21 protein-coding genes and 1 tRNA gene are annotated in these 23,089 nt (G+C 59.9%); 18 read left to right on the top strand and 4 right to left on the bottom strand.

The window, feature by feature from the left end:
• Positions 1 to 25 precede the first annotated feature (25 nt).
• From ACT54B_RS15050 to ACT54B_RS15015, 8 genes are all read left to right on the top strand, one after another.
• Positions 26 to 676 (top strand): thiamine diphosphokinase, encoded by a 651-nt coding sequence (locus ACT54B_RS15050; RefSeq protein ID WP_476045934.1) that lies wholly within the window; start codon positions 26 to 28, stop codon positions 674 to 676.
• A 3-nt stretch (positions 677 to 679) separates the two neighbouring features.
• Entirely contained in the window at positions 680 to 2,506 is a 1,827-nt protein-coding gene (locus tag ACT54B_RS15045) for an ABC-F family ATP-binding cassette domain-containing protein (RefSeq protein ID WP_476045933.1), read from the top strand.
• A gap of 248 nt (positions 2,507 to 2,754) precedes the next feature.
• On the top strand, positions 2,755 to 5,130 hold the full coding sequence (locus ACT54B_RS15040; protein ID WP_476045932.1) for a methyl-accepting chemotaxis protein: 2,376 nt from the start codon (positions 2,755 to 2,757) through the stop codon (positions 5,128 to 5,130).
• Positions 5,131 to 5,312: 182 nt separating this feature from the next.
• Complete coding sequence (locus tag ACT54B_RS15035) at positions 5,313 to 6,152, top strand: AAA family ATPase (RefSeq protein WP_476045930.1); 840 nt, start codon at positions 5,313 to 5,315, stop codon at positions 6,150 to 6,152.
• Between the two features lie 62 nt (positions 6,153 to 6,214).
• The gene (gene metA, locus ACT54B_RS15030) at positions 6,215 to 7,138 is read left to right on the top strand and encodes a homoserine O-acetyltransferase MetA (RefSeq protein WP_476045929.1); all 924 of its coding nucleotides are present in this window, start codon (positions 6,215 to 6,217) and stop codon (positions 7,136 to 7,138) included.
• Positions 7,135 to 7,587, top strand: coding sequence for an N-acetyltransferase family protein (locus tag ACT54B_RS15025; RefSeq protein ID WP_476045928.1), 453 nt, complete (start codon positions 7,135 to 7,137; stop codon positions 7,585 to 7,587). Before metA ends, ACT54B_RS15025 begins: the two co-directional genes overlap by 4 nt.
• 8 nt (positions 7,588 to 7,595) lie before the next feature.
• Positions 7,596 to 8,780: a vWA domain-containing protein gene (locus ACT54B_RS15020; RefSeq protein WP_476045927.1), complete on the top strand. Its 1,185-nt coding sequence runs from the start codon at positions 7,596 to 7,598 to the stop codon at positions 8,778 to 8,780.
• Positions 8,781 to 8,789: 9 nt separating this feature from the next.
• A complete protein-coding gene (locus ACT54B_RS15015; RefSeq protein ID WP_476045925.1) occupies positions 8,790 to 9,806 on the top strand; it encodes an aldose epimerase family protein in 1,017 nt (338 codons plus the stop codon).
• A gap of 106 nt (positions 9,807 to 9,912) precedes the next feature.
• Here ACT54B_RS15015 and ACT54B_RS15010 read toward each other — a convergent pair.
• Positions 9,913 to 9,987 (bottom strand) — tRNA-Gly (locus ACT54B_RS15010).
• A gap of 280 nt (positions 9,988 to 10,267) precedes the next feature.
• Here ACT54B_RS15010 and ACT54B_RS15005 point away from each other — a divergent pair.
• The 4 genes from ACT54B_RS15005 to ACT54B_RS14990 all read left to right on the top strand — a co-directional run bounded on the left by ACT54B_RS15005 (position 10,268) and on the right by ACT54B_RS14990 (position 12,818).
• Entirely contained in the window at positions 10,268 to 10,777 is a 510-nt protein-coding gene (locus tag ACT54B_RS15005) for a prolyl-tRNA synthetase associated domain-containing protein (protein ID WP_476045923.1), read from the top strand.
• A gap of 57 nt (positions 10,778 to 10,834) precedes the next feature.
• On the top strand, positions 10,835 to 11,794 hold the full coding sequence (gene trxA / locus ACT54B_RS15000; protein ID WP_476045922.1) for a thioredoxin: 960 nt from the start codon (positions 10,835 to 10,837) through the stop codon (positions 11,792 to 11,794).
• Positions 11,795 to 11,957: 163 nt separating this feature from the next.
• The gene (locus ACT54B_RS14995) at positions 11,958 to 12,620 is read left to right on the top strand and encodes an LON peptidase substrate-binding domain-containing protein (protein WP_476045920.1); all 663 of its coding nucleotides are present in this window, start codon (positions 11,958 to 11,960) and stop codon (positions 12,618 to 12,620) included.
• A 9-nt stretch (positions 12,621 to 12,629) separates the two neighbouring features.
• Positions 12,630 to 12,818 (top strand): Trm112 family protein, encoded by a 189-nt coding sequence (locus ACT54B_RS14990; RefSeq protein WP_476045919.1) that lies wholly within the window; start codon positions 12,630 to 12,632, stop codon positions 12,816 to 12,818.
• A 17-nt stretch (positions 12,819 to 12,835) separates the two neighbouring features.
• On the opposite strand, the gene ACT54B_RS14985 is transcribed toward ACT54B_RS14990, so the two are convergent.
• Entirely contained in the window at positions 12,836 to 14,050 is a 1,215-nt protein-coding gene (locus tag ACT54B_RS14985) for a ubiquinone biosynthesis hydroxylase (RefSeq protein WP_476045918.1), read from the bottom strand.
• An 86-nt stretch (positions 14,051 to 14,136) separates the two neighbouring features.
• Between ACT54B_RS14985 and tesB the strand changes: the two genes are divergently transcribed.
• The 5 genes from tesB (at position 14,137) to ACT54B_RS14960 (ending at position 21,236) form a co-directional block, all read left to right on the top strand.
• Entirely contained in the window at positions 14,137 to 15,012 is an 876-nt protein-coding gene (gene tesB, locus ACT54B_RS14980; protein WP_476045916.1) for an acyl-CoA thioesterase II, read from the top strand.
• A gap of 320 nt (positions 15,013 to 15,332) precedes the next feature.
• The gene (locus ACT54B_RS14975; protein WP_476045914.1) at positions 15,333 to 16,748 is read left to right on the top strand and encodes an ammonium transporter; all 1,416 of its coding nucleotides are present in this window, start codon (positions 15,333 to 15,335) and stop codon (positions 16,746 to 16,748) included.
• 219 nt (positions 16,749 to 16,967) lie between these two features.
• Positions 16,968 to 19,655, top strand: coding sequence for an FtsK/SpoIIIE family DNA translocase (locus ACT54B_RS14970; RefSeq protein WP_476045913.1), 2,688 nt, complete (start codon positions 16,968 to 16,970; stop codon positions 19,653 to 19,655).
• An 81-nt stretch (positions 19,656 to 19,736) separates the two neighbouring features.
• The gene (locus ACT54B_RS14965; RefSeq protein WP_476045911.1) at positions 19,737 to 20,420 is read left to right on the top strand and encodes an outer membrane lipoprotein carrier protein LolA; all 684 of its coding nucleotides are present in this window, start codon (positions 19,737 to 19,739) and stop codon (positions 20,418 to 20,420) included.
• Positions 20,421 to 20,426: 6 nt separating this feature from the next.
• Positions 20,427 to 21,236: an exodeoxyribonuclease III gene (locus tag ACT54B_RS14960; RefSeq protein ID WP_476045910.1), complete on the top strand. Its 810-nt coding sequence runs from the start codon at positions 20,427 to 20,429 to the stop codon at positions 21,234 to 21,236.
• A 5-nt stretch (positions 21,237 to 21,241) separates the two neighbouring features.
• On the opposite strand, the gene ACT54B_RS14955 is transcribed toward ACT54B_RS14960, so the two are convergent.
• Positions 21,242 to 21,697: a cyclic nucleotide-binding domain-containing protein gene (locus ACT54B_RS14955; protein WP_476045909.1), complete on the bottom strand. Its 456-nt coding sequence runs from the start codon at positions 21,695 to 21,697 to the stop codon at positions 21,242 to 21,244.
• Positions 21,698 to 21,706: 9 nt separating this feature from the next.
• On the bottom strand, positions 21,707 to 22,390 hold the full coding sequence (locus tag ACT54B_RS14950; RefSeq protein WP_476045907.1) for a response regulator transcription factor: 684 nt from the start codon (positions 22,388 to 22,390) through the stop codon (positions 21,707 to 21,709).
• A 143-nt stretch (positions 22,391 to 22,533) separates the two neighbouring features.
• Between ACT54B_RS14950 and ACT54B_RS14945 the strand changes: the two genes are divergently transcribed.
• Positions 22,534 to 23,076, top strand: a complete 543-nt coding sequence (locus tag ACT54B_RS14945) for a L,D-transpeptidase family protein (RefSeq protein ID WP_476045905.1) — start codon at positions 22,534 to 22,536, stop codon at positions 23,074 to 23,076.
• Positions 23,077 to 23,089: the final 13 nt, after the last annotated feature.

Genomic DNA, 23,089 nt, shown 5'->3' with positions numbered 1-23,089 from the left:
GTAAACTTGTCTATCTGCTAGCGCCATGAACGAAACGTCTTTTGCCGTGTTGCTTGGTGGAACGCTGTCGCTCACCGACCGCGTGCGGGCGGCGGTGGCGGGATGCCGCGTGATTGCCGCCGATAGCGGGATTCGTCATGCCCGGGATCTCGGTCTTGTTCCCGAATTGTGGGTCGGCGACTTCGATTCCGCTCCCCCAGAAATGCTGGACCTGTGGCCCCATGTGGAGCGGCAGCCCTATCCCGCTGAAAAAGCCGTCACCGATGGCGAAATCGCGATCTCGGAAGCATTGGCGCGGGGAGCGACCCGCCTCGTCCTGGTCGGTGCGCTTCGCGGTGAACGTTCGGATCATGCGCTTCAGCATTACGTGCAGGCCACGGCCCTTGCCTCCGAAGGACGGTCCGTCTTCCTGACCTCCGGCGAGGAAGAGGCCTGGCCTCTGGTGCCCGGTACATTCTCCCTCGACCTGCCGGCAGGCAGTCTGTTTTCCGTCATCGGGTTCTGTGCGCTTCATGGTCTTTCGATCGCTGGAGCCCGTTATCCGCTCGATCAGTTCGACCTTTCCTTCGGGTCTTCCCGAACCGTTTCCAATGTGGCTGAAGGCCCGATCCATCTTTCGCTTCGCGGCGGATATGGATTGGTGCTTGCCCGACCCCAAGATTTCACGGGAGCCTGACCGATGGCGCCGCCAATCATCAAACTCGATAACATCTTCCTGAGCTTCGGGGGTGCGCCCCTGCTGAACGGAGCCGGTTTCCAACTGGAGCCGGGGGAGAGATTGTGCCTTGTGGGGCGAAACGGGTCGGGAAAATCGACGCTGATGAAAATCGCGGCGGGGCTGGTGGAGGCGCAGGCCGGCGAGGTTTTTCGACATCCTTCCGCCACCATCCGCTATCTCCATCAGGCACCCGATTTCGATGGCTTCGAAACCGTACAAGCCTATGCCGAAGCGGGTCTTGGCCCGGGGGACGATCCCTATCGCGTCACCTATCTGCTGGACCATCTCGGGCTGACCGGAGAGGAAAATCCCCATAACCTGTCGGGTGGCGAGGCGAGGCGGGCAGCTCTTGCACGCGTGCTCGCTCCCGAACCGGATGTACTTCTTCTCGATGAGCCCACCAACCATCTGGACCTTCCGACCATAGAATGGCTTGAAGGAGAACTGCAGAAAACCCGAAGCGCTCTCGTCCTCATTTCGCATGACCGCCGGTTCCTGGAGAAAGTATCGACAGCCACACTCTGGCTCGATCGGGGACAGTCAAGACGCCTGGACCGCGGGTTTGGCCATTTCGAAGCCTGGCGGGACCAGGTCCTCGAAGAGGAGGAACTGGAACAACACAAGCTCGGAAAGGCAATCGAACGGGAAGAACACTGGTTGCGCTACGGCGTGACGGCGCGCCGGAAGCGGAACATGCGCCGCCTGGGGGAGCTGCAGGACATGCGCGCCCGGCATCGCGGCCACAAGGGGCCGCAGGGCACCGTGCAGGCCAGCGTGGGAGAAGCCCGGGAATCCGGCAAGCTCGTGATCGAAGCGGAGCGCATCACGAAGTCCTATAGCGAAAGGGCCATCGTCCTGCCCTTTTCGATCCGTGTGCATCGCGGAGACCGCATTGGTCTCGTCGGTCCGAACGGCGCCGGAAAAACCACCCTGCTGAAGATGCTGACCGGACAACTGGAGCCCGATAGCGGCAGTCTGAAACTGGGTACGAATCTGGAAATTGCCACCCTGGATCAGCGACGGGAGGATCTCGATCTCAACGACACGCTGGCCCATTATCTCACGGACGGCCGCGGGGAAAACCTGCTGGTCAACGGTGAACAGCGGCATGTAACGGGGTATATGAAGGATTTCCTTTTCCAGCCCGAACAGGCCCGGACTCCGATCCGGGACCTGTCGGGCGGGGAACGGGCTCGCCTGATGCTGGCCCGTATTCTGGCGCGCCCGGCCAATCTTCTGATCCTCGACGAACCGACCAACGATCTCGATATCGAGACGCTCGATCTCTTGCAGGAAATCGTTGCCGGTTTTCCGGGAACGGTCATTCTGGTCAGTCACGATCGCGATTTTCTCGACCGGACGGTTACCTCCACGCTTGCGCCCGCCAATCCGGAAGCCCCCGACGGCCGCTGGATCGAGTATGCCGGTGGCTATACGGACATGCTTGCCCAGCGGAAGGTCGCGCAAGACGAGCGACGCAAGCAGGAGAAGGTCGAAAAAGACAAGGGTCCAGTCGCGCCAGCCTCGGGTTCCGAACCGGCCAAAGGCAAGGGTAAGCTTTCCTACAAGCAGAAATTCGCCCTCGAGAACCTGCCGAAGGATATGGAGCGCAATCAGGCCGCGATCTCGGCTTGCGAGGCCAAAATGGCGGATCCCGCACTCTTCAGCAAGAACCCGACCCTGTTCCATTCGCTGGCAGCCGAGCTGGAGGCGCTCCAGAAAAAACAATCTAGCATGGAAAATGAATGGCTAGAGCTTGAACTTCTGCGCGAAGAGCTTGAGGGATAATCGACGAAATACCCCATTTTTGCGGTATTTCTGCGGGTGTAATTGGTTTTATGACTAAACTTCATTTTTTATAAACATTGATGCAAATAATATTACTTTGATCGCATGAAGGCGATTGGCGACCGCCGTTGCCCTGTCCGTGCCAAAGGACTTCTTTCAGGACAAATCGATTTACCAGGTTCGACCGCGTATCGTCGCGGCGACCGCCGGAGGTATTCATGATCCTCAAGTCTGCTACTGCGAGGAATATGTTTGCGATCATAGCCACGGGTGTGGCTATTTCGATCGCGACTGCAGCGACCCTTTTCTGGCTCTCTTACACCGAGATCCGAAACCGCAGCGTATCCGAAATGGAGCATGTCGCCCGCGCAAGCGCTGCGAAGATCGAGACACGCTTCACCCAAGCGAAAATGCTTGCTTACAACCTTCGATCCGTTCTCTACGCGATGCGTGCGGCCGGCAATGCCTCTCGGGCCGACGCCGACACGATGCTGAAGACGCTGCTCGAGAATAACGAGCTGGCGGTCGGGGTCAGCACCGGCTGGGAACCCAATGCCTTTGATGGCAAGGACGCAGAGTTTGTCGGCAAGGAGGCGCATGACGCCACCGGCCGTTACATTCCCTATTTCGCCCGCTCCGGGGACAAGATCGTTCACGAGGCGCTGGTCGATTATGACAAGCCCGGACCCGGGGACTATTACCAGGTGCCAAAGGCAACCGGCAAAGACATGCTGACGGAGCCTTACATCTACCCGATCAACGGTCAGGACGTGCTGATGACTTCGGTCATGGTTCCCTTGGCGATCGACAGCAAGTTCGTGGGCGTGGTGGGTGTAGATACCAATCTGCAGACGCTGGCGGCCGATCTGGGCAAGATCAGGCCTTTCGAAGCCGGTTACGTCTCGTTGATCAGCGAAAAAGGTGCCGTGGTCAGCAATCCCGACAAGAATAGTCTGGGTAAGCCGCTGAAGGACTCGGGCCTCGATGCGGCCGGCCTGCAGCAGGTCATAGACAATCCCGGAGAGACTTTCGAAACACACCAGGCCGACGGGACCGTGGAACTCAGCGTGGCCATGCCCGTGCAGGTCATCGAAGGGTCGCAGTGGTATACGGTCGTGTCCGTACCGAAGAGTGCCCTTTTTGCCAAGTTGACCCGTCTGGCGTGGCTTTGCGGGCTTCTCATCATCGCCGGCGCCGTGGTGATGGTGCTCGTGGGGACGTTGCTGGCTGCTCGCTTCCGCAATCGGCTCACCAAGGTCATTTCCGCCACGACCCACATCGCGGGGGGCCAGACGGATGTCGAATTGAGTGAAATCGCCGTGGCGGACGAGATCGGAGAGCTGAACCGTTCTCTGGCTGTCCTGCGTGACGCAACGCTTGCGAAAATGCGGCTCGAGAGCGAGGCCGAAGAAACCCGGGCACAGACGGACGAAGAGCGCCGTCAACGTCAGGCCGAGTCCGCCGAACGGGATCGTCAGGTGCAGTTCGCCATGTCCGAGCTGGCCCGCGGTCTGGAGAAGCTTGCCGAAGGTGACATGACGTGGAGGCTGAACACCGCGTTTCACTCTTCGCTTGAGGCTATCCGGCAAGATTTCAACGCTTCGATGACCAAACTGGAAGCCGCGCTTCAGACCGTCCAGGTCAATGCGGCCGCCATACAGTCGGGATCTGCCGAAATCCGGTCCTCCTCCGACGAGCTTGCAAAACGCACCGAGCAGCAGGCTGCTTCGGTCGAAGAAACCGCTGCGGCACTGGAGGAAATCACCTCCTCCATCCGGGATGCCAGCCGCCGGGCGGAAGATGCCGGTCAGCTGGTTGACCGGACACGCGTGGGAGCCGAACGCTCGGGCGAGGTGGTGAAGAAAGCGGTCGTCGCCATGAGCGGGATCGAGAATTCCTCTCGCGAAATCTCGAACATCATCGGCGTGATCGATGAAATCGCTTTCCAGACCAACCTTCTGGCGCTCAATGCCGGCGTGGAAGCAGCCCGTGCGGGCGAAGCCGGCAAGGGTTTTGCGGTTGTTGCTCAGGAGGTGCGCGAACTTGCTCAACGCTCCGCCAATGCAGCGAAGGAAATCAAGGCGTTGATCACCAATTCCGGGCAGCAGGTGCAAACCGGGGTGGCTCTCGTCGGCGAAACGGGCGAGGCTCTGAACGAGATCGTCGCCCAGGTTCAGGACATCAACAAGCATGTGGCGTCCATCGTTCAGTCCACGCGTGAACAGTCGACGGCGCTGAACGAGATCAGTTCGGCGGTCAATACCATCGACCAGGGAACCCAGAAAAATGCCGCCATGGTGGAGGAGGCGACAGCTGCAAGCCATGCCTTGGCCTCGGAAGCGGCAGAATTGAACCACCTTCTCTCGCAGTTCCGGTTCGGAGAAAAGCGGACGGGCGGAGCCTCCAGCGAAGGCACCCACCGCCCGGCGGCGCCACGCGCGCAGGCTTCGTCTCCACCCCGGACAACGCTGTCCGCCAAACCGGCGCCGGCCGCTCCGGCCAGCCCGCCCGTGGCTTCACCCGCCAGGGCCCTTGGAAGCCGCCTCGCTTCGGCATTCGGCTCCAAGATCGGCGCCGCACCGGCTGCGGCTGCCCAGCAACAGCAGGACTGGGAAGAGTTCTGATCCGATCCTGAAGCGCATCTGCACAGGATGCCCGGCAGCTTGCTGCCGGGCATTTGCTGTTCTTGTCGCGAGACGGTCCCGGTTAAATGGGTGTTCCCGTTTCCTCCGCTTTGGAGTATGCGGAAACGCACTCAGGACAGCCACTGCGTCCGCGCCAAAGCCTCTTGCAAACAGGACCGCCCATGCAGTTTCACGGAACCGACGACTACATTGCCGACAAGGATCTCATGGTTGCCGTCAACGCCGCCATCCGCCTGGAGCGGCCCTTGCTGGTCAAGGGGGAGCCCGGGACCGGAAAGACCGAGCTCGCTCGTCAGATCGCGGCCGCGCTCGGTCTGGAACTTCTCGAATGGAACGTGAAGTCCACGACCAAGGCCCAGCAGGGCCTTTACGAATATGATGCGGTGTCAAGATTGCGGGACAGCCAGCTCGGAGACGAGCGCGTGCATGATGTGAGGAATTATCTCCGCAAAGGCAAATTGTGGCAGGCCTTCGAGGCGGAGCGGAGAGTCGTTCTCCTGATCGACGAGATCGACAAGGCCGATATCGAATTTCCGAACGATCTGCTGCAGGAACTGGATCGCATGGAATTCCACGTCTACGAAACGGGAGAAACCATCCGCACCCGGGAACGCCCGATCGTGATCATCACCTCGAACAACGAGAAGGAACTGCCGGACGCCTTTCTACGGCGTTGCTTCTTCCACTATATCCGGTTTCCGGACCCCGACACCCTCCGCCGCATCGTCGAGGTGCACTATCCGGGCATCAAGCAGGCGCTCGTTGCCGCTGCCTTGAAACGGTTCTATGAAATCCGCGAGGTTCCCGGTCTCAAGAAGAAACCGTCGACCTCCGAGGCGCTGGACTGGATCCGGCTTCTGGTCGCAGACGATCTGGACCCCGCAGATCTGTCTGCTGACAAAAAAACTGTCTTGCCAAAACTGCACGGCGCGCTTCTAAAAAACGAGCAGGATGTCCATCTGTTCGAGCGGCTTGCTTTCATGGCGCGCCGAGACTCCTGAAATCCGGCCGGATACGGCCGGGCGAACCCAACCTTTTTTCTTTACGGAAAGCCGAAGAAACCATGCCCATCAAGATTCCCGATACATTGCCCGCCTTCGACACCCTCGTTTCCGAGGGGGTGCGCGTAATGACCGAAACCGTTGCTATCCGCCAGGATATCCGGCCTTTGCAGATCGGGCTCTTGAACCTCATGCCGAACAAGATCCGCACCGAAGTGCAGATGGCCCGCCTTGTGGGGGCAACGCCCCTGCAGGTGGAGTTCTCGCTCGTTCGGGTGGGTGGCCACCGGGCAAAGAACACGTCCGAAGACCATCTTCTTTCCTTCTACCAGACGTGGGAAGAGGTGCGGGATCGGAAATTCGACGGCTTCATCATCACGGGCGCGCCGGTGGAAACGCTGCCCTATGAGGATGTCACCTACTGGGACGAAATGAAGGCCATCCTCGACTGGACGGAACGCAACGTGCATTCCACCCTGAATGTCTGCTGGGGTGCCATGGCGGCCATCTATCATTTCCATGGCGTGCCCAAGCACGCTCTGTCGCAGAAGGCCTTCGGAGTTTACCGTCACCGTATCCTCAATCCGGCCTCGGTCTATCTCACCGGTTTTTCGGATGATTTCCAGATTCCCGTGTCGCGCTGGACGGAAGTGCGGCGTGCGGACATCGAGAAAGCCGCTGGCCTGGAAATCTTGATGGAGTCCGATGAAATGGGGGTCTGCCTCGTGCAGGAAACCCGTGGAAAGCGCCTCTACATGTTCAACCATGTCGAGTATGATTCCACCTCGCTGGGCGAGGAATATTTCCGCGATATTTCCAATGGTACGCCCATCAAGGTTCCCCATAACTATTTCCCGGACGACAATCCCGAGCGGGCGCCGCTCAACCGCTGGCGCAGCCATGCGCATCTGTTGTTCGGGAACTGGATCAACGAAATCTACCAGACGACACCATACGATCCGGCGAAAATTGGGATGGACGGATGAGCATGACCCTTCTCGTGAGGCCCTTGGAAGCCGGAGACGAGGCCGCCTGGCGTCGGCTCTGGAAGGATTATCTCGCCTTCTATGAGACCGAATTGCCGGAGGCCCTATACGAACTCACCTGGAAGCGCCTGCTTTCGGGGTTGCCCAACGAGTATGCGGGCTTTCTCGCCCTGAGGGAGGGCAAGCCCGTCGGGCTTGCCCACTACCTCTTCCATCGCTCCTGCTGGCTGGAAAACAATGCCTGCTATCTTCAGGATCTGTATGCCGATCCGGAGGTTCGGGGCGCGGGCGTCGGAAGAAGCCTCATCGAAGCGGTTTACAAGAGGGCTGCCGAGGAGGGATCGAAGGAGGTCTACTGGATGACCCAGGAGTTTAACGCCACGGCCCGCACGCTCTATGATCGGCTGGCGGCGAAGACACCCTTCATCATCTACCAGAAAAACCTCTGAGCCGGGCGATGTATATTCCCTTCTTCCTGGAATTGAAGGCCAACCGGATTCCCGTCACGTTGCGGGAATATCTGGACCTTCTTTCCGGGCTGAAGGCGGGGCTTGTCGATGACGACATCGAGGCCTTCTATTATCTGGCCCGTACCGCCATGGTGAAGGACGAAAGCCATATCGACCGGTTCGACCGGGTTTTCTCCCATTACTTCAGGGGTGTGGAGGCAGTTTCCGGACAGGAGGGCGCAGAGGCACGTCCGCTGCCTGCCGACTGGTTGCGCAAGCTCGCCGAAAAGCATCTGTCGGAAGACGACAAGAAACTGGTCGAAGCGCTGGGTGGCTTCGATGCCCTGATGGAGACGCTCAGGCAGCGGCTCGAAGAGCAGAAGGGTCGCCATCAGGGTGGCTCGAAATGGATCGGCACGGCCGGCACATCGCCGTTCGGCGCCTATGGCTACAATCCGGAAGGGATCAGGATCGGGCAGGACGCCTCGCGCCATCGCCGGGCAGTCAAGGTTTGGGATCGGCGAGAGTTCCGGAACCTCGACGATTCGGTCGAACTGGGAACCCGCAATATCAAGGTTGCCCTGAAGCGCCTGCGCCGCTGGGTGCGAGAGGGAGCCGACGACGAACTGGATCTGGGGGGAACAATTCGCGCCACGGCGGAAAAGGGCTATTTGGACGTAAAAACTCGGCCCGAAAGGCGCAATGCCGTCAAGCTGCTGATGTTCTTCGATGTCGGCGGTTCGATGGATGATCACATCCGGACGGTGGAGGAACTGTTTTCCGCAGCGCGATCCGAATTCAAGCGCATGGATTACTTCTACTTCCACAATTGCCTCTATGAGGGCGTGTGGAAGGACAACCACCGCCGCCGCTCCGAGATGTTGCCGACGCTCGATCTGTTGCGAACCTATGGACCGGACTACCGGGTGATCCTCGTCGGAGACGCCTCGATGAGCCCCTATGAGATCACCCATGCGGGCGGTTCCGTCGAGCACTGGAACCGGGAGCCGGGAGCCCTCTGGGTCGAGAGACTGACGGACCACTTCCGCAGGGTTGCCTGGCTCAATCCGGTACCGGAGGCCCACTGGGGAACGACCCATTCCATCGGCTTGATCCACCGGCTGGTCGGCGGGCGGATGTTTCCCTTGACTTTGGGTGGCCTGGACAGGGCAGCCCGAGAATTATCACGCTAAGGAGTTTTCATGGTCGAGCGCCGCGTTTTCGGAACATTGCCATCCGGTGAAACGGTGGAGGAGGTGGTCATAAGCGGGGGAGGGCTGACGGCCTCGATCTTGACCTACGGCGCCCTGATCCGGGATTTGCGGCTGCAGGGCCATGCGCCATCGCTCGTTCTCGGCTTTGACAATTTTCCCGATTATCTCGCTCACTCCCCTTATTTTGGAGTGACACCCGGGCGCTGCGCCAATCGGGTTGCCCGTGGCACATGCGTGATCGACGGGACAAGGGTTCAGCTGGAGCGCAACGAAAAGGGGATCGGGCACCTCCACGGCGGCAGCGACGGGGTCGCCGTGCGCAACTGGACGATCGACAGCCTTTCAGCGGATAAGGTCACGCTCGCCATTCTCGATCCGGAAGGGCGGGCTGGATATCCGGGCAATTGCCGCATCCGGGCGACCTACCGGCTGATGGACGGAGGGGTTCTAGCCGTTCGTTACGAGGCGGAGACCGACAAGCCGACGCTCGCAAACCTTTGCCAGCACTCCTATTTCAATCTTGATGGATCTCGGGATGTGCTCGACCACGAGCTGATGATCGCGGCAGACCATTATTTGCCAGTCAATGACGAAACGATTCCCACGGGAGAGCGACGGGCCGTCGCTCAGACACCCTTCGATTTTCGGACGCCAAAGCCGGTCGGTCAGGAGAAAATCGATGGCAAACCGGTCGGTTACGACCACAATTTCTGTCTGAGCGCTGAAAGAACGGAGAAACGTCCCGTCGCGCAGCTTCGCAGCCCCTCATCGGGGGTGTCGATGCAAGTGGATACGACCGAACCGGGCGTCCAGTTCTACGCCGGCTGGAAAATGGAGGTTGCTGTCCCCGGTCTCGATGGTCGCCGTTACGGTCCCTATGCCGGGCTCTGCCTGGAAACCCAGATCTGGCCCGATGCCATCAATCATCCGGATTTTCCCAATGTCGTGCTTCGGCCTGGGGAACGGCTGGTGCAGGAAACGGACTATATTTTCCGAAAAGATTGAGAGAAGACAGAACCCGTTGCGGCAGGCGATTGCTGTCCGCAACGGCAGGGCTCACGGAGCTGCTTCGCGCTTCCTGCCACATGTACATGGATTTTCCTGGAGAATTTGGAGCGGGTGAGGCGATTCGAACGCCCGACCCCAACCTTGGCAAGGTTGTGCTCTACCCCTGAGCTACACCCGCTCAACAAAACGATCCCGGGGTAATCAGCGGACCGTTGCGGCGCCGTTTGTTGCGGCGACGGGGGCTATATGACCCAATCGTTTTTCATTTGCAACAGGGGAATCGGAATTTTTTCGAACTTTTTTTATCGGCTTTGTTCGCTTGTCGCGGAAGAGCCCGGCAATGCGGGCTTTTGGCCTTCATCGGTGCCATTGAAAAAATAGTGTGGCGCCGGTATCTCCCTTACAAAGCCTGCGGCAATGCCCTCCGCCTTGCCTTCAAAACCGATTTCGAGAGCGACATGAACGAAACGAAACCCAAGACCCGAGACGAACTTCTTCAATTTCTTCATGGCCTTGGCATCGAGGTGACGACTCGCGACCATGCCCCGGTCTTTACGGTTGCGGAAGCCGCCGCGCTGGCCCACGACATCCCGGGCGGTCATACGAAAAACCTCTTCGTCAAGGACAAGAAGGACCAGTTCTTCCTGCTGACCGTTGAGGAGAATGCGGTTGTGGATCTGAAGACGGTTCACACGGTCATTGGCGCGGCGAGCAAGGTTTCTTTCGGAAAGCCCGAGAAGCTGATGGAATTTCTGGGTGTCATCCCCGGGTCGGTCACGGTCCTCGGCGCCATCAACGATACGGCGCAGAACGTGACATTTATCCTCGATGAGGATCTGATGGCGTTCGACGTGATCAACTGCCATCCACTGTCCAACGATGCAACCACCTCGATTCGTCGGGACGATCTCCTTCGCTTCCTGGAGGCGACGGGCCACAAGCCGCTTGTCTTGAAAGTCACAGCCTGACATACGATCTTTCTCAGGCAGAAAGACCGCTAAAACCGGTCCTTACGGGAGAATGAGATGAACGGTTCGGATAATCCCTACAGCGCTTCCTTCGGCAACCAGATGACGGCTTCGGTCAATAGCGCGTCCTCGTCCGGCGGCGGCCATGTCAAGGATACGACGACCGCTGCGTTCAGCCGTGACGTGCTGGAAGAATCCCGCAAGCAGCCGGTTCTGGTGGATTTTTGGGCGCCCTGGTGCGGCCCTTGCAAGCAGCTGACCCCCGTGATCGAGCGCGTCGTCAACGACGCTGCCGGCCGGGTCAAGCTTGTCAAGCTGAACATCGACGATCATCCTGCCATTCCCGGCCAACTGGGTATCCAGTCCATTCCGGCCGTCATCGCCTTTGTGAATGGTCGCCCGGTCGACGGGTTCATGGGCGCCATTCCCGAAGGCCAGATCCGGCAGTTCATCGACAAGGTTGCAGGCCCCGCGGGAGCGGATGAAGCGGCAGAGATCGCAGCCCTTCTGGAGCAGGCCGAAACTCTCCTGGCCGCCGGGAATGTGGATGATGCCGGACAATTCTTCGGTGCCATCCTTCAAGCCGATCCTGAAAATGCGGGGGCGCTGGCCGGTATAGCGCAGTGCATGATTTCGGTCGGCGAACTGTCCCGCGCCCGCGAGCTGCTGGCGGGTGTTTCCGAAGAGATCGCAAAGGACGCCAAGATACAGGCAGCACAGAAGAAGCTCGACCAGATCGAGGAGGCGCGGAAATTCGGGGATCCTGCTGCCCTTGAGCATGAACTTGCGCTCAACCCGGATCACCATGAAGCCCGCATGAAGCTTGCCAAGGTAAGGAATGCCGAAGGGGCTCGCGACGAAGCCGCAGATCATCTGCTTTACATCATGAGAAAAGATCGCGCCTTCGATGATGACGGTGCGCGGCGCCAGCTCTTGTCTTTCTTCGATGTCTGGGGCCCCAAGGATCCCGCGACCCTTGCAGCGCGCCGCAAGCTTTCCTCCCTGCTGTTTGCGTAGCACTCGATCCGTTTTCCTGTCTTTTCGAAGAAGAATAGGCACGCAGGACGCTTGAGTTTCCCGGTCCCGGCACCAAATATTGCTTGGATGAAGCGGTGAAGTCTCTTGGCTTCCCGCGGATCGGCAGTGGATCGATCCGCAGACGAACGGGGTGAGGATTAAGATGCAAGTCGGCAATGCGCGCTATCTCAAACAGGAGGACATTCCGACGGTCATACCGGTCTTCCCTTTGACCGGCGCCCTGCTTTTGCCGGGCGGGCAGTTGCCGTTGAATATTTTCGAGCCGCGCTATCTGATGATGTTCGACGAGGCGATGGCCAGCCATCGGATCATTGGCATGGTTCAGCCTGCCTTCGGCGACAAGGGGATCGGCGGCGGCCTTTGCGAGGTCGGGTGCGCGGGTCGCATCACCTCCATCGCCGAGACGGGCGACGGGCGCTATATCGTGACATTGAGTGGAATCTGCCGCTTCCGTGTCATTCGGGAGGTAGAGCAGGGCAAACCCTATCGCAGTTTTGAAATTGCCCCCTTCTTGCGGGACCTTCAAACGGCCGCAGAAGAAGAAACGATCGATCGCAATGGTCTGCTGGCAGCGTTCCGGGCTTATCTGGAATCGAACAAGCTCGAGGCTGACTGGGAAAGCGTCGAACGGGCCAGCAATGTGACGCTGGTCACTTCGTTGTCCATGATGTCGCCTTTCGGCCCTGCCGAGAAGCAGGCGCTGCTGGAGGCTCCCGACATGAAGACACGCGCGGAAACCCTGATTGCGATTACGGAAATCGTGCTGGCACGGGGCTTTGGCGACAGCGATTCTGTTTTGCAGTGAGCGGTTCCGATGGATGACAAGGTTTCCCGCGTCGATCCCAAGCTACTCGAGTTGCTTGTGTGCCCATTGACGAAAGGCCGTCTCAGCTATGATCGGGATCGCAACGAGCTGGTTTCAAAGCTGGCACGCCTCGCCTATCCCATCCGCGACGGGGTACCGATCATGCTGATTTCCGAAGCGAGAAGCATCGAGGATTGATCCTCGATGCCGCGGCCTCAAAGAGGCTGGCCGTTCAGCAGGCGGGGGCTGGATGCGGAGGAGATGCCCGCCGCCTCACCGATGAAATAGGATTTCAGCTTGGGCAGCCGCTCTACCAGGCCGAGCCCGAAATCCCGGGCCATGCGAATAGGGGCGACATCGTTGGAAAACAGGCGATTCAGGACGTCGGTGGTTACGCCCATGCGGAAGGTATCGAAGCGCCTCCAGGCCTGATAGCGCTCGAGAACATTCATCGCCCCGATATCCAGGCCAAGCCGATCGGCCTCCACGATGGTTTCCGCCAGCGCAGCAACGTCCTTGAAGCCCAGATTGAGCCCCTGGCCCGATATGGGGTGAATGCCATGCGCGGCGTCGCCCGCAAGCGCAAAGCGCGGCTTGACAAAGTCCCGTGCCAAGGTCAGGCCGAGCGGGAAGGCCCGCTTGTCCCCCACGACCTTCAGATGTCCAAGCTTGTGTCCGAAACGGCGCTCCAGTTCGTCCTCGAAAATGAGGTCGTCGCTTGCGACCAAACGGTTGGCGTCTTCCGTCCGCTCCGTCCAGACGAGAGAGGAGCGATTGCCTCGCAGCGGCAGCGTGGCGAAGGGGCCGGCCGGTAGGAAATGCTCTTCCGCGGTTCCCTCGTGCGGGCGCTCATGTTCCACCGTCGTGACGATGCCGGACTGGCCGTAATCCCAGCGCACGGTCTTGATGCCTGCAAGGTCCCGCAGACGCGAGCGTACGCCGTCGCACGCCACGAGCAGGCGTGTTCTCACCTCCTCGCCATCCGAACGGATCACGCGCATGGCGGCTCCCTCGTTTGTAAAGGCGGTGGCGGTCGTCTCGTGCCTGATGGTAACGCCCAGGCGGTCGCAGACCTTTCTCAACGCGCCCACCATGGCGACATTCGGAACCATATGGGCGAAGGGCTGGCCGTCTTCCACCTCTCCGTCGAAGGTCAGGAAGACGGGTCTGACAGGATCGCCCACGCGGGAGTCGGTCACCACCATGCGGCGAATGGGCTCAGCCTCGGCTTCTATGTCCCCCCAGGCACCGAGCACTGCAAGCAAATGGGAGGCGGCTGCGATGATGGCCGAAGCCCGGTTATCCCGCTTCCATACCTCCGCTCCGGCGGCCTCATAAACCTCCACCTCCAGATGCGGCGCCGCCTGCTTGACCGCAGCGGCGACGGAAAGGCCTACATATCCACCGCCGACCACCAGCATATCGATCATGATGCCTCTCCTTTGTTCTTTCAGTCGCTTGCTTCTTCACTATAGAACAAGCCAATCCGTCTTCCTATCGCAGGAGCCAGTCCAAAATGTCGCGTGAACCGACCGCCATGCAAAATCTGCTCGACATCCTCGATCTCGAACTGATCGAGGAAAATCTCTATCGTGGCCGCAGTCCCGATGCCGGATGGCAACGGGTCTTCGGCGGGCAGGTGATCGCCCAGGCGCTCATGGCTGCGCATCGCTCGGTCGACCCGGACCGTTTCGTTCATTCGCTCCATGCCTATTTCCTGAGGCCGGGCGATCCGTCAATCCCGATCCTGTACCAAGTGGAACGTCTCAGAGACGGGACCAGTTTCACCACAAGGAGAGTGGTGGCCGTGCAGCATGGCAAGGCCATCTTTGCCATGTCCGCCTCGTTTCAGATCGACGAGCCCGGCTTCGACCACCAGCTTGCCATGCCGGACGTGACACCGCCGGAAAAGCTGATGGGCGAAACGGAAATGAAGACGATGTTTCTGAGCAATGCGCCGGAATCGGTGCGTCGCTACTGGACGCGCGAGCGCCCCGTGGAAATTCGGCCGACCTCACTGGTGCACTACGTATCGAAGGAAAAGCTCGAGCCATTTCAGGATGTCTGGGTCAGGACAACCGGCCCTGTTCCGGAAGACCGTGCCCTTCAGGCTGCCGTTCTGGCCTATCTTTCCGACATGACCCTCCTCGATACCTCCCTTTATGCGCATGGAACGTCGATCTTCGATCAGGATCTCCAGGTCGCCAGCATCGATCACGCGATGTGGTTTCACCGGCCGGCCACCTTCGACGACTGGCTGCTCTATACGCAGGATAGTCCCAGCGCTTCCGGTGCCCGCGGCATGACGCGCGGAAAGCTGTTCACCCGCTCCGGTCGCCTGATTGCCTCGATGGCGCAGGAGGGGCTGATACGGAAAAAGGCATCTGCTTAAAAAGGCATCAGATTTTCAAGACTGCACAAATAATGCGCAAAACTTGGGCGGGGCAGTGATCGAAAGATGGGCTGCCCCGTCGGTTTTTAGAGAATTTTCACCACCATGGTGCGCCGCAGCGAATCTGGCACGGGACTTGAATGTGTAGGGGCGGTGGGGCTGTCGCCGCTTGCGTAGCGCGGTCCCTGTCCGCTCCCGATGATCCGGGAATGGATGTTTGTGTGTAACGGCATCCCGCTCCGCCACTCCTTGCCGGCGGAGGGATGGTTCAGCGGCAGGGCCGCAGATGAGCTTGGAGGCGTCCAGTGAGGAGAATTTCAATGCCAGGTCTTCGTTTATCCCCGACCGTTGCCCGTCTTTCGGCGGCAGCTGCTGGGCTCGTACTTCCGGCAGTCGCATGGGCGCAGGACGCGGCAGCCACCGCTGCACCGGCTGCACCGGTGCCCGACAAGGGTGATACCACCTGGATGCTGATCTCGAGCATTCTCGTGCTGATGATGATCGTGCCGGGGCTGGGGCTGTTCTATGGCGGTCTTGTTCGTGCCAAGAACATGTTGTCCGTGCTGATGCAGGTGACGATGATCGGCGCCATTGCCATGATCGTCTGGGTCGCCTTCGGCTATTCGCTGGCCTTTACCGCCGGCGGCAGCCTCAACAGTTTCGTTGGCGGCTTCAGCAAGGCATTCCTCGCGGGCGTCGATCCCTCCAGCACCGTGGAAACCTTCAGCAAGGGCGTCGTCATTCCGGAGCTGACATTCATCGTCTTCCAGATGACCTTTGCGGCCATCACGCCGGCGCTGATCATCGGCGCCTTTGCGGAGCGCATCAAGTTTTCTGCTGCTCTTCTCTTCTCCACCCTCTGGCTGATCCTCGTCTATCTGCCCGTGGCCCATATGGTCTGGTTCTGGGGCGGCCCCAGCGCCTATGCGGATCCGGCCGGTCTGATCTATTCCTTCGGTGCGATCGATTTCGCTGGCGGCACGGTGGTGCACATCAATGCGGGTGTTGCCGGTCTCGTCGGTGCTTTCATGGTGGGCAAGCGAGTGGGCTACGGACGGGACATGATGGCACCCCATTCCCTCACCCTGACCCTCGTTGGCGCGGGACTTTTGTGGGTGGGCTGGTTCGGTTTCAATGCCGGTTCCAACCTCGAATCGAACGGCTATGCCGCGCTTGCGATGATCAACACCTTCGTGGCCACCGCTGCAGCGATGATTTCCTGGTCTGTCGTCGAGGCGGTCGCTCGTGGCAAGGCCTCGCTGCTCGGCGCGGTCTCGGGTGCGGTTGCCGGCCTGGTCGTCATCACGCCCGCAGCCGGTTTTGCCGGCCCGATGGGCGCGATCGTGATGGGCCTGATCGTTTCGCCCGTCTGCTACTTCTTCGTTTCGACCGTCAAGAACAAGTTCGGCTACGACGATACGGCTGACGTGTTCGGCGTTCACGGCGTAGGGGGCATTCTCGGTGCTCTCCTGACCGGTGTCTTCGTCAATCCTGCGCTCGGCGGTGCCGGTATCGTGGACTATTCCACCGCCGATTTCGCAGCGGGCTATCTCGGCACGGGTGCCCAGGTCCTCGCTCAGGCCAAGGGCGTGCTGGTCACCATTCTGTGGTCCGGCATCGGATCGGCCATACTCTATAAAATCGTGGACCTGGTGGTTGGTCTGCGCGTCAGCACCGAGTCGGAACGGGAAGGTCTCGACCTGTCCTCGCACGGCGAAGCTGCTTACCATTCCTGAAGTCGGCATCCTTGAGACCGATCTTCGGACCCCGGGTCGAAAGACCCGGGTTTTTTTATTTTCTGTTACCGGGAACGGGTTTCGGCCGCGCTTGCATGATGCATGGTTAATAGGGCTTTAACTCTCCCGGGTTTAGGTTGCGCTTTCATCGGCGACTCCCGCCTGCAGCAGGATTCGCCCGCACCGGACAGGGACAGTTCAAGGATCGGGAAGACAAGAATGAGCAGAAGCTATTCTGGAGCATCGGATGCGCGTGTCAGCCGCTTCTCGCTCTCCGCCTTTCTCTGGCGACAGACCCAGGTGCTGGGAGGATTGGCGCTTTTCTGCCTGCTGGCCCTTGGTGTGGCGGCTCTTGCCACCTGGAATGTCTCGGATCCCAGCCCGTCCTATGCAACCAGCAACCTGCCCACCAATATCATGGGATATACGGGCGCGGCCTTTGCTGACGTGGTCATGCAATTCCTCGGCCTCTCGGGAGTGACGGCGTTCTTGCCGGTTCTGTCCTGGTCCCTTGCCCTGGTCACGGGCCGACGGATTCACCGCATTCCCGCTCGCTTGGCCGCATGGCCCATTGCTGCCATCATCGGCGCTGCAGCGACCGGGTGCCTGCCGGCTCCCAAGACCTGGCCCATTCCCAATGGTATCGGCGGGGTGATGGGCGACATGATCCTGCGTTTCCCCGCTCTGTTCATCGGTTCTTATCCCACCGGCGTCTATGCGATTGTCCTCGGCATCATCCTGGGCGTTCCCGCCGTCGCGCTGATGCTGTTTGCCAGCGGCCTGATCGGCAATGGCGCGCCTTTCGATGAGGATGAGCCGGTGGTGCCCGTTCATGGCAAAGCCAAGACGGTCGGCGATGAAATGGATGACGACGAAAGGGAAGGCTTCGCCACCTTCGTCTTCGGTTGGGCAACCCACGCCTGGTATACATCACAGGCCCGAATCCGCCGGATGTTCGGGCTGTCTGCGCGGCGTCCGAAAGCCCAGCGCGGGATCGAGGAGCCCTATGATTTCAATGAAGATGAATTCACCTCGCTGAACGGCCCACGTGCTGTGCCGCGCAACGGCCCGGTGGGTGCCCGTGGACGTCTGGAGCCGACTCTCGAGCCGACGATGGACAGCGCTTCCCAGGCGTCGTCCCGTCGAATCATGACGGCGCCGCCGATCGCTGCAGAGGACGAGGACGATGACCTGCCCTTCGATGTCGATCTTCCCCGTCCGGCCGGCATCTTGCCCGATGACGACTTTGTCGCAGACGGGTCTTCGCGTGGTTCAGGCCGCGAGCGGCCGATTGCGGTTTCGCCCCAGGCCCGCAGGGCACCCCAGGCGCGGCCAGCGTCGGCCTCCGGCGGTTTCCGTCCGGGACCTGGCCGACCCGGCGTCTTCGAATTGCCGGATATCCGCCTGCTGGCGGAACCGCGCGCATCCGTGCGGGATCATTCCTTGAGCGAGGACGCGCTTGAACAGAATGCCCGTATGCTCGAAGGCGTGCTCGAAGATTTTGGTGTGAAGGGCGAAATTATCCATGTGCGCCCGGGACCGGTCGTGACACTTTACGAGCTGGAGCCAGCACCGGGGATCAAATCCTCGCGCGTCATCGGCCTTGCCGACGATATAGCCCGCTCGATGAGCGCCATTGCAGCGCGCGTTGCGGTTGTTCCGGGTCGCAATGCAATCGGCATCGAATTGCCGAACCAGACGCGCGAAACCGTATTCCTGCGCGAGCTCGTCGGTTCGAAGGATTTCGACGGCTCCAAGGCGAAACTCGCCATGGCATTGGGGAAGACGATCGGTGGGGAGCCGGTCATCGCCGATCTCGCCAAGATGCCGCATTTGCTGGTCGCGGGCACCACCGGCTCGGGCAAATCGGTTGCGATCAACACCATGATTCTGTCTCTCGTTTACCGGATGACCCCGGAGCAGTGCCGTCTCATCATGATCGATCCGAAAATGCTGGAGCTCTCCGTCTATGACGGCATTCCGCATCTTCTTTCTCCTGTCGTGACCGATCCGAAGAAGGCCGTTGTCGCGCTCAAGTGGACCGTCCGGGAGATGGAAGAGCGCTACAAGAAAATGTCGAAGATCGGCGTGCGCAATATTGATGGGTTCAATTCGCGTGTCGAGCAGGCGATTGCGCGGGGCGAAACCATTACCCGTACCGTTCAGACGGGCTTCGACCGGGAAACCGGGGAGGCCATGTACGAGACCGAGGAGTTCGATCTCCAGCCGATCCCCTATATCGTCGTCATCATCGATGAAATGGCCGATCTCATGATGGTGGCGGGCAAGGATATCGAAGGCGCCGTGCAGCGCCTGGCCCAGATGGCGCGCGCGGCGGGCATCCATGTCATCATGGCAACGCAGCGCCCCTCGGTGGATGTGATTACCGGCACGATCAAGGCGAATTTCCCGACCCGCATTTCCTTCCAGGTGACCTCCAAGATCGACAGCCGAACGATTCTCGGCGAACAGGGGGCGGAGCAACTGCTCGGCATGGGCGACATGCTCTACATGGCGGGTGGCGGGCGCATCCAGCGCGTGCACGGGCCCTTTGTCTCCGACCAGGAAGTCGAAGAAATCGTCTCCTACCTCAAGACGCAGGGCGCTCCGCAATATCTCGACGCCATCACGGCCGATGATGACGAGGACGGCGGCGGCTCGTCCGCCGGTGGAGCGAGCGGGGATAGCTTCGGCGATTCCGACGACCCCTATGACCAGGCGGTTGCCATCGTTCTCAGAGATGGAAAGGCGTCCACGTCCTACATCCAGCGCCGCCTCGGGATCGGTTACAACCGAGCCGCCTCCCTCATTGAACGAATGGAGCAGGAAGGTCTGATCGGCCCGGCCAACCATGCCGGCAAGCGGGAAATCCTCGTGCCCACCGAAGCGGATATCATCGAACGCTAGGCCCGCGCCTGTGGCCAGAGGCAACCGCCTTGAAGCCGCCGCGTTTTTCCGGCACTGAGCGTTTGATACAAGGAGAATTTCATGATCGACAACGGCAAGATGCCCGTACAGGGCACGGGTTCCGCAAGGGCTGGAACGGCCCTGACGCGCCGCACCTTCACAGGTCTGATGCTGACTGCGGCAGCCAGCCTTGTGCTTCCCCTGTCCTTTCCCTTGACCGCCGAGGCACAGCAGCTCTCCGCCTCAACCGCGCAGAAGATTGCCGATCATTTTTCTTCGGTGAAAACCATGCAGGGCGAATTCGTGCAGTTCGGTCCGCGGGGAGAGCAGACCGGCGGCAAGTTCTTCATCGAACGGCCGGGCAAGCTTCGCTTCAACTATGACGAACCCTCTCCCATGCGCGTCATCGCCGACGGTCGCAATGTGGTCATCGGCAACCAGAAGCTCAAGACGTGGGACATTTATCCGCTGTCCAAGACGCCGCTTACGCTGTTGCTTGCCGAAAAGATCGATCTTTCCAATGACATGGTGCGCAAGGTGAAGGAAGATCCCGACCTGACGACCATCGTGCTCGGCAACAAGACCATCTTTGGCGACTCATTGATCACCATGATGTTCGACACCAAGACCTATGACCTTCGCCAGTGGACGATTACCGATGCGCAGGCCAAGGAAACGTCCGTCATCATCATGAATGTCCAGACCGGGGTGCAGTTCGACGAGCGCGTCTTCCGGCTGCCGGAGGGTGCGGGCGTCCGCAACTGATCACGCATGACCTTCTCGCTGACCACCTGGAATATCAATTCCGTTCGTCTCCGGCTGCCCATCGTCGAGCAGTTTCTCGTCACCCGTCAGCCCGATGTGCTGTGCCTCCAGGAAACCAAGTGCCCTAACGAGCTGTTTCCCTTCGACGCCTTTCGTGCCCTGGGTTACGAGCATATCGAAGTGCATGGCCAAAAAGGCTATCACGGCGTTGCGGTGATTTCGAAATTCCCGCTATCGCAGGGCCATCGGCAAGACTATTGCGCGGTCGGCGATGCCCGCCATATTTCCGTATTCCTCGCCCCGCATGGCCGCTCCATCCGCCTGCACAACTTCTATGTGCCGGCAGGCGGCGACGAGCCGGATCGCACAATCAATGCCAAGTTCGGACACAAGCTTGATTTCGTCGAGGAGATGCGGGCACTGCGTGCCGATGCAGAGGCGGGCATTTCCTCGATCCTCGTGGGGGATCTCAACATCGCTCCTTTCGAGCATGACGTGTGGTCACATAAACAGATGCTGAAGATCATCAGCCATACGCCGGTGGAAACCGAAGGTCTGCTGACCGTGATGCGGGAAGGGAACTGGCTGGATCTGATGCGCCAGCATGTGCCGCATCATGAAAAGCTCTATACCTGGTGGAGCTACCGCGCGAAGGATTGGGCGGCTGCCGATCGCGGGCGCCGTCTCGATCATATCTGGTCGTCACCGGATCTGGGGCCGAGCCTGAAAGGCATCGAAGTCCTGAAGGAAGCCCGCGGTTGGGATCGGCCCTCCGACCATGTTCCGGTAACCGCCGTGTTCGATTTTGCCGTCTAGCTTTCCTAGCCGAAAACGGAGCGCAGCTTGGTCAGTTCGCTGACCAGCCCCTGGATATTCTCGCGGATGCGATCTTCGACCACCGCTGCAACTGCGGGATATTCCTCCATGAGGCGTTGGAAGAGCGGCCGCGGAATCCGGATTACTTCGCTGTCCTCCAGCGCCTGCGCCGTATATTTGCGCTCCACCAGGGTCACGAGTGCTAGCTCGGAGAGCAGCGTTCCCGGCCCGACTATCCCTTCGCTGCGGGGTTTTCCATTCTTCGCATGGGTCATCAGTTCGATCTTGCCCGAGGCGATCACATAGGCGCATTCCGCGGGCGATTTCTCGCGAAACAGGGTCATGCCGGCCAGCAGGGCCCGGCGCTCCGCACCGAAGCTTAACAGCCGTAGCTGATCCTCGTTCAGTCCCTTGAAGAGCGGCACGGATGAGAGCAGCCGGATGTCGTCATGGAGTGCCATGGTCTTGCCTCAGGGAATGATCTTGTAACCGCCGTTTTCCGTCACCAGAATCTCGGCATTCGATGGGTCCCGCTCGATTTTCTGCCGCAGCCGATAGACATGCGTTTCCAGCGTATGGGTTGTCACGCCTGAATTGTAGCCCCAGACTTCTTCCAGAAGAACGTCCCGCGTGACCACTTTCTGGCCTGCTCGATAAAGATAGCGAATGATCGCGGCTTCCTTTTCGGTAAGGCGGATTTTCTGGCCGCTCTCCGTCGTCAGAAGTTTCTGGCTGGGCTTGAAAACATAGGGCCCGATGTTGAAGGTCGCGTCCTCGCTCTGCTCATGTTGTCTGAGCTGCGTGCGGATTCTGGCCAGCAGGACCGCGAACCGGAATGGCTTGGCAATATAATCGTTTGCGCCCGCTTCAAGTCCGAGAATGGTATCCGCATCCGTATCGTGACCCGTCAGCATGATGATCGGTGCGCGGAAGCCGTTGCGGCGCAAGTCCTTGACGGCCTCGCGCCCATCCATATCCGGCAGTCCCACATCCATGATGACGAGATCGACACTCTGGCTGGCCGCCGTTTCCATCCCGGCTACGGCTGTTGCCTGCTGCAACACATTGAATTCTTCCTGAAGTGCGAGCTGGTCTACCAGCGTCTCCCGCAGATCGTTGTCGTCATCCACCAGCAGGATCGTGCGAGGGGCCATTACCGTCGTCTCCGTCATTCCACATGAAAGTCCTACGCCAAAATGCCCTTTTGGCAAGACTGGGGCCGATATAGGTGCCTGGTTGTCCTCTTTTAAGTCATGCGCGATAAGGATTTTCGAAGCTGTTCCTGCCGGGAGTCAACATGGCCTGCCGTCACACAAACAAGATATCCGTGATCGCGCTCAGACGAGCGCCGCGGACGAAAAGCCGTGCTATTCTGCAGTTCGGGTCGCTCACCATTCCCGCTGCCATCGGTCGATCGGGCCTGACGGGGCGAAAGCGGGAGGGCGATGGGGCGACGCCAATTGCCAGCATGCCCCTGATCAACGGATATGTCCGGCGAGACCGGGGACCGTTGCCGTCCACGCGGCTATCCCTTCACACGACCGGAAAGAACGATCTGTGGTGCGACCAGTCCTTCCACCCTTCCTATAATCGGCCGGTGAAGAGACCCTTTGCCGCTCGTCACGAAGACATGATGCGCGAGGACGAATTATACGACATTTGCCTTGTGCTCGACTGGAACATCCGGATGCGGCGGCAAGGGGCTGGATCGGCCATTTTCTTTCACCTGATCCGCCCCGGCTACGAGCCGACGGCAGGCTGTGTGGCAATCGCCCGGCGCGATATGCTGCGGCTCTTGCCGCATCTCAAAAGAGGAATCCGACTGCGCGTCCTTCCATGAAAAAAGCAACGGT

It is taken from the genome of Gellertiella sp. DMC107, from assembly GCF_056313605.1.
Note: the sequence above shows the minus strand (reverse complement) of the source record. Positions and strands in the feature narration are given on the sequence as shown.

Excerpts from the sequence above, each read along its gene's own strand:
- ACT54B_RS14970 (WP_476045913.1), top strand. The coding sequence starts at position 16,968 with ATGAGCAGAAGCTATTCTGGAGCATCGGATGCGCGTGTCAGCCGCTTC.
- ACT54B_RS15025 (WP_476045928.1), top strand. The coding sequence starts at position 7,135 with ATGAGCATGACCCTTCTCGTGAGGCCCTTGGAAGCCGGAGACGAGGCC.
- tesB (WP_476045916.1), top strand. The coding sequence starts at position 14,137 with ATGTCGCGTGAACCGACCGCCATGCAAAATCTGCTCGACATCCTCGAT.
- ACT54B_RS14975 (WP_476045914.1), top strand. The coding sequence starts at position 15,333 with ATGCCAGGTCTTCGTTTATCCCCGACCGTTGCCCGTCTTTCGGCGGCA.
- ACT54B_RS14955 (WP_476045909.1), bottom strand. The coding sequence starts at position 21,697 with ATGGCACTCCATGACGACATCCGGCTGCTCTCATCCGTGCCGCTCTTC.
- ACT54B_RS14995 (WP_476045920.1), top strand. The coding sequence starts at position 11,958 with ATGCAAGTCGGCAATGCGCGCTATCTCAAACAGGAGGACATTCCGACG.
- ACT54B_RS15015 (WP_476045925.1), top strand. The coding sequence starts at position 8,790 with ATGGTCGAGCGCCGCGTTTTCGGAACATTGCCATCCGGTGAAACGGTG.
- ACT54B_RS15035 (WP_476045930.1), top strand. The coding sequence starts at position 5,313 with ATGCAGTTTCACGGAACCGACGACTACATTGCCGACAAGGATCTCATG.
- ACT54B_RS15050 (WP_476045934.1), top strand. The coding sequence starts at position 26 with ATGAACGAAACGTCTTTTGCCGTGTTGCTTGGTGGAACGCTGTCGCTC.
- ACT54B_RS14985 (WP_476045918.1), bottom strand. The coding sequence starts at position 14,050 with ATGATCGATATGCTGGTGGTCGGCGGTGGATATGTAGGCCTTTCCGTC.
- ACT54B_RS14990 (WP_476045919.1), top strand. The coding sequence starts at position 12,630 with ATGGATGACAAGGTTTCCCGCGTCGATCCCAAGCTACTCGAGTTGCTT.
- ACT54B_RS15045 (WP_476045933.1), top strand. The coding sequence starts at position 680 with ATGGCGCCGCCAATCATCAAACTCGATAACATCTTCCTGAGCTTCGGG.
- ACT54B_RS14965 (WP_476045911.1), top strand. The coding sequence starts at position 19,737 with ATGATCGACAACGGCAAGATGCCCGTACAGGGCACGGGTTCCGCAAGG.
- ACT54B_RS15020 (WP_476045927.1), top strand. The coding sequence starts at position 7,596 with ATGTATATTCCCTTCTTCCTGGAATTGAAGGCCAACCGGATTCCCGTC.
- metA (WP_476045929.1), top strand. The coding sequence starts at position 6,215 with ATGCCCATCAAGATTCCCGATACATTGCCCGCCTTCGACACCCTCGTT.
- ACT54B_RS14945 (WP_476045905.1), top strand. The coding sequence starts at position 22,534 with ATGGCCTGCCGTCACACAAACAAGATATCCGTGATCGCGCTCAGACGA.
- ACT54B_RS15040 (WP_476045932.1), top strand. The coding sequence starts at position 2,755 with ATGTTTGCGATCATAGCCACGGGTGTGGCTATTTCGATCGCGACTGCA.
- ACT54B_RS14950 (WP_476045907.1), bottom strand. The coding sequence starts at position 22,390 with ATGGCCCCTCGCACGATCCTGCTGGTGGATGACGACAACGATCTGCGG.
- ACT54B_RS14960 (WP_476045910.1), top strand. The coding sequence starts at position 20,427 with ATGACCTTCTCGCTGACCACCTGGAATATCAATTCCGTTCGTCTCCGG.
- trxA (WP_476045922.1), top strand. The coding sequence starts at position 10,835 with ATGAACGGTTCGGATAATCCCTACAGCGCTTCCTTCGGCAACCAGATG.
- ACT54B_RS15005 (WP_476045923.1), top strand. The coding sequence starts at position 10,268 with ATGAACGAAACGAAACCCAAGACCCGAGACGAACTTCTTCAATTTCTT.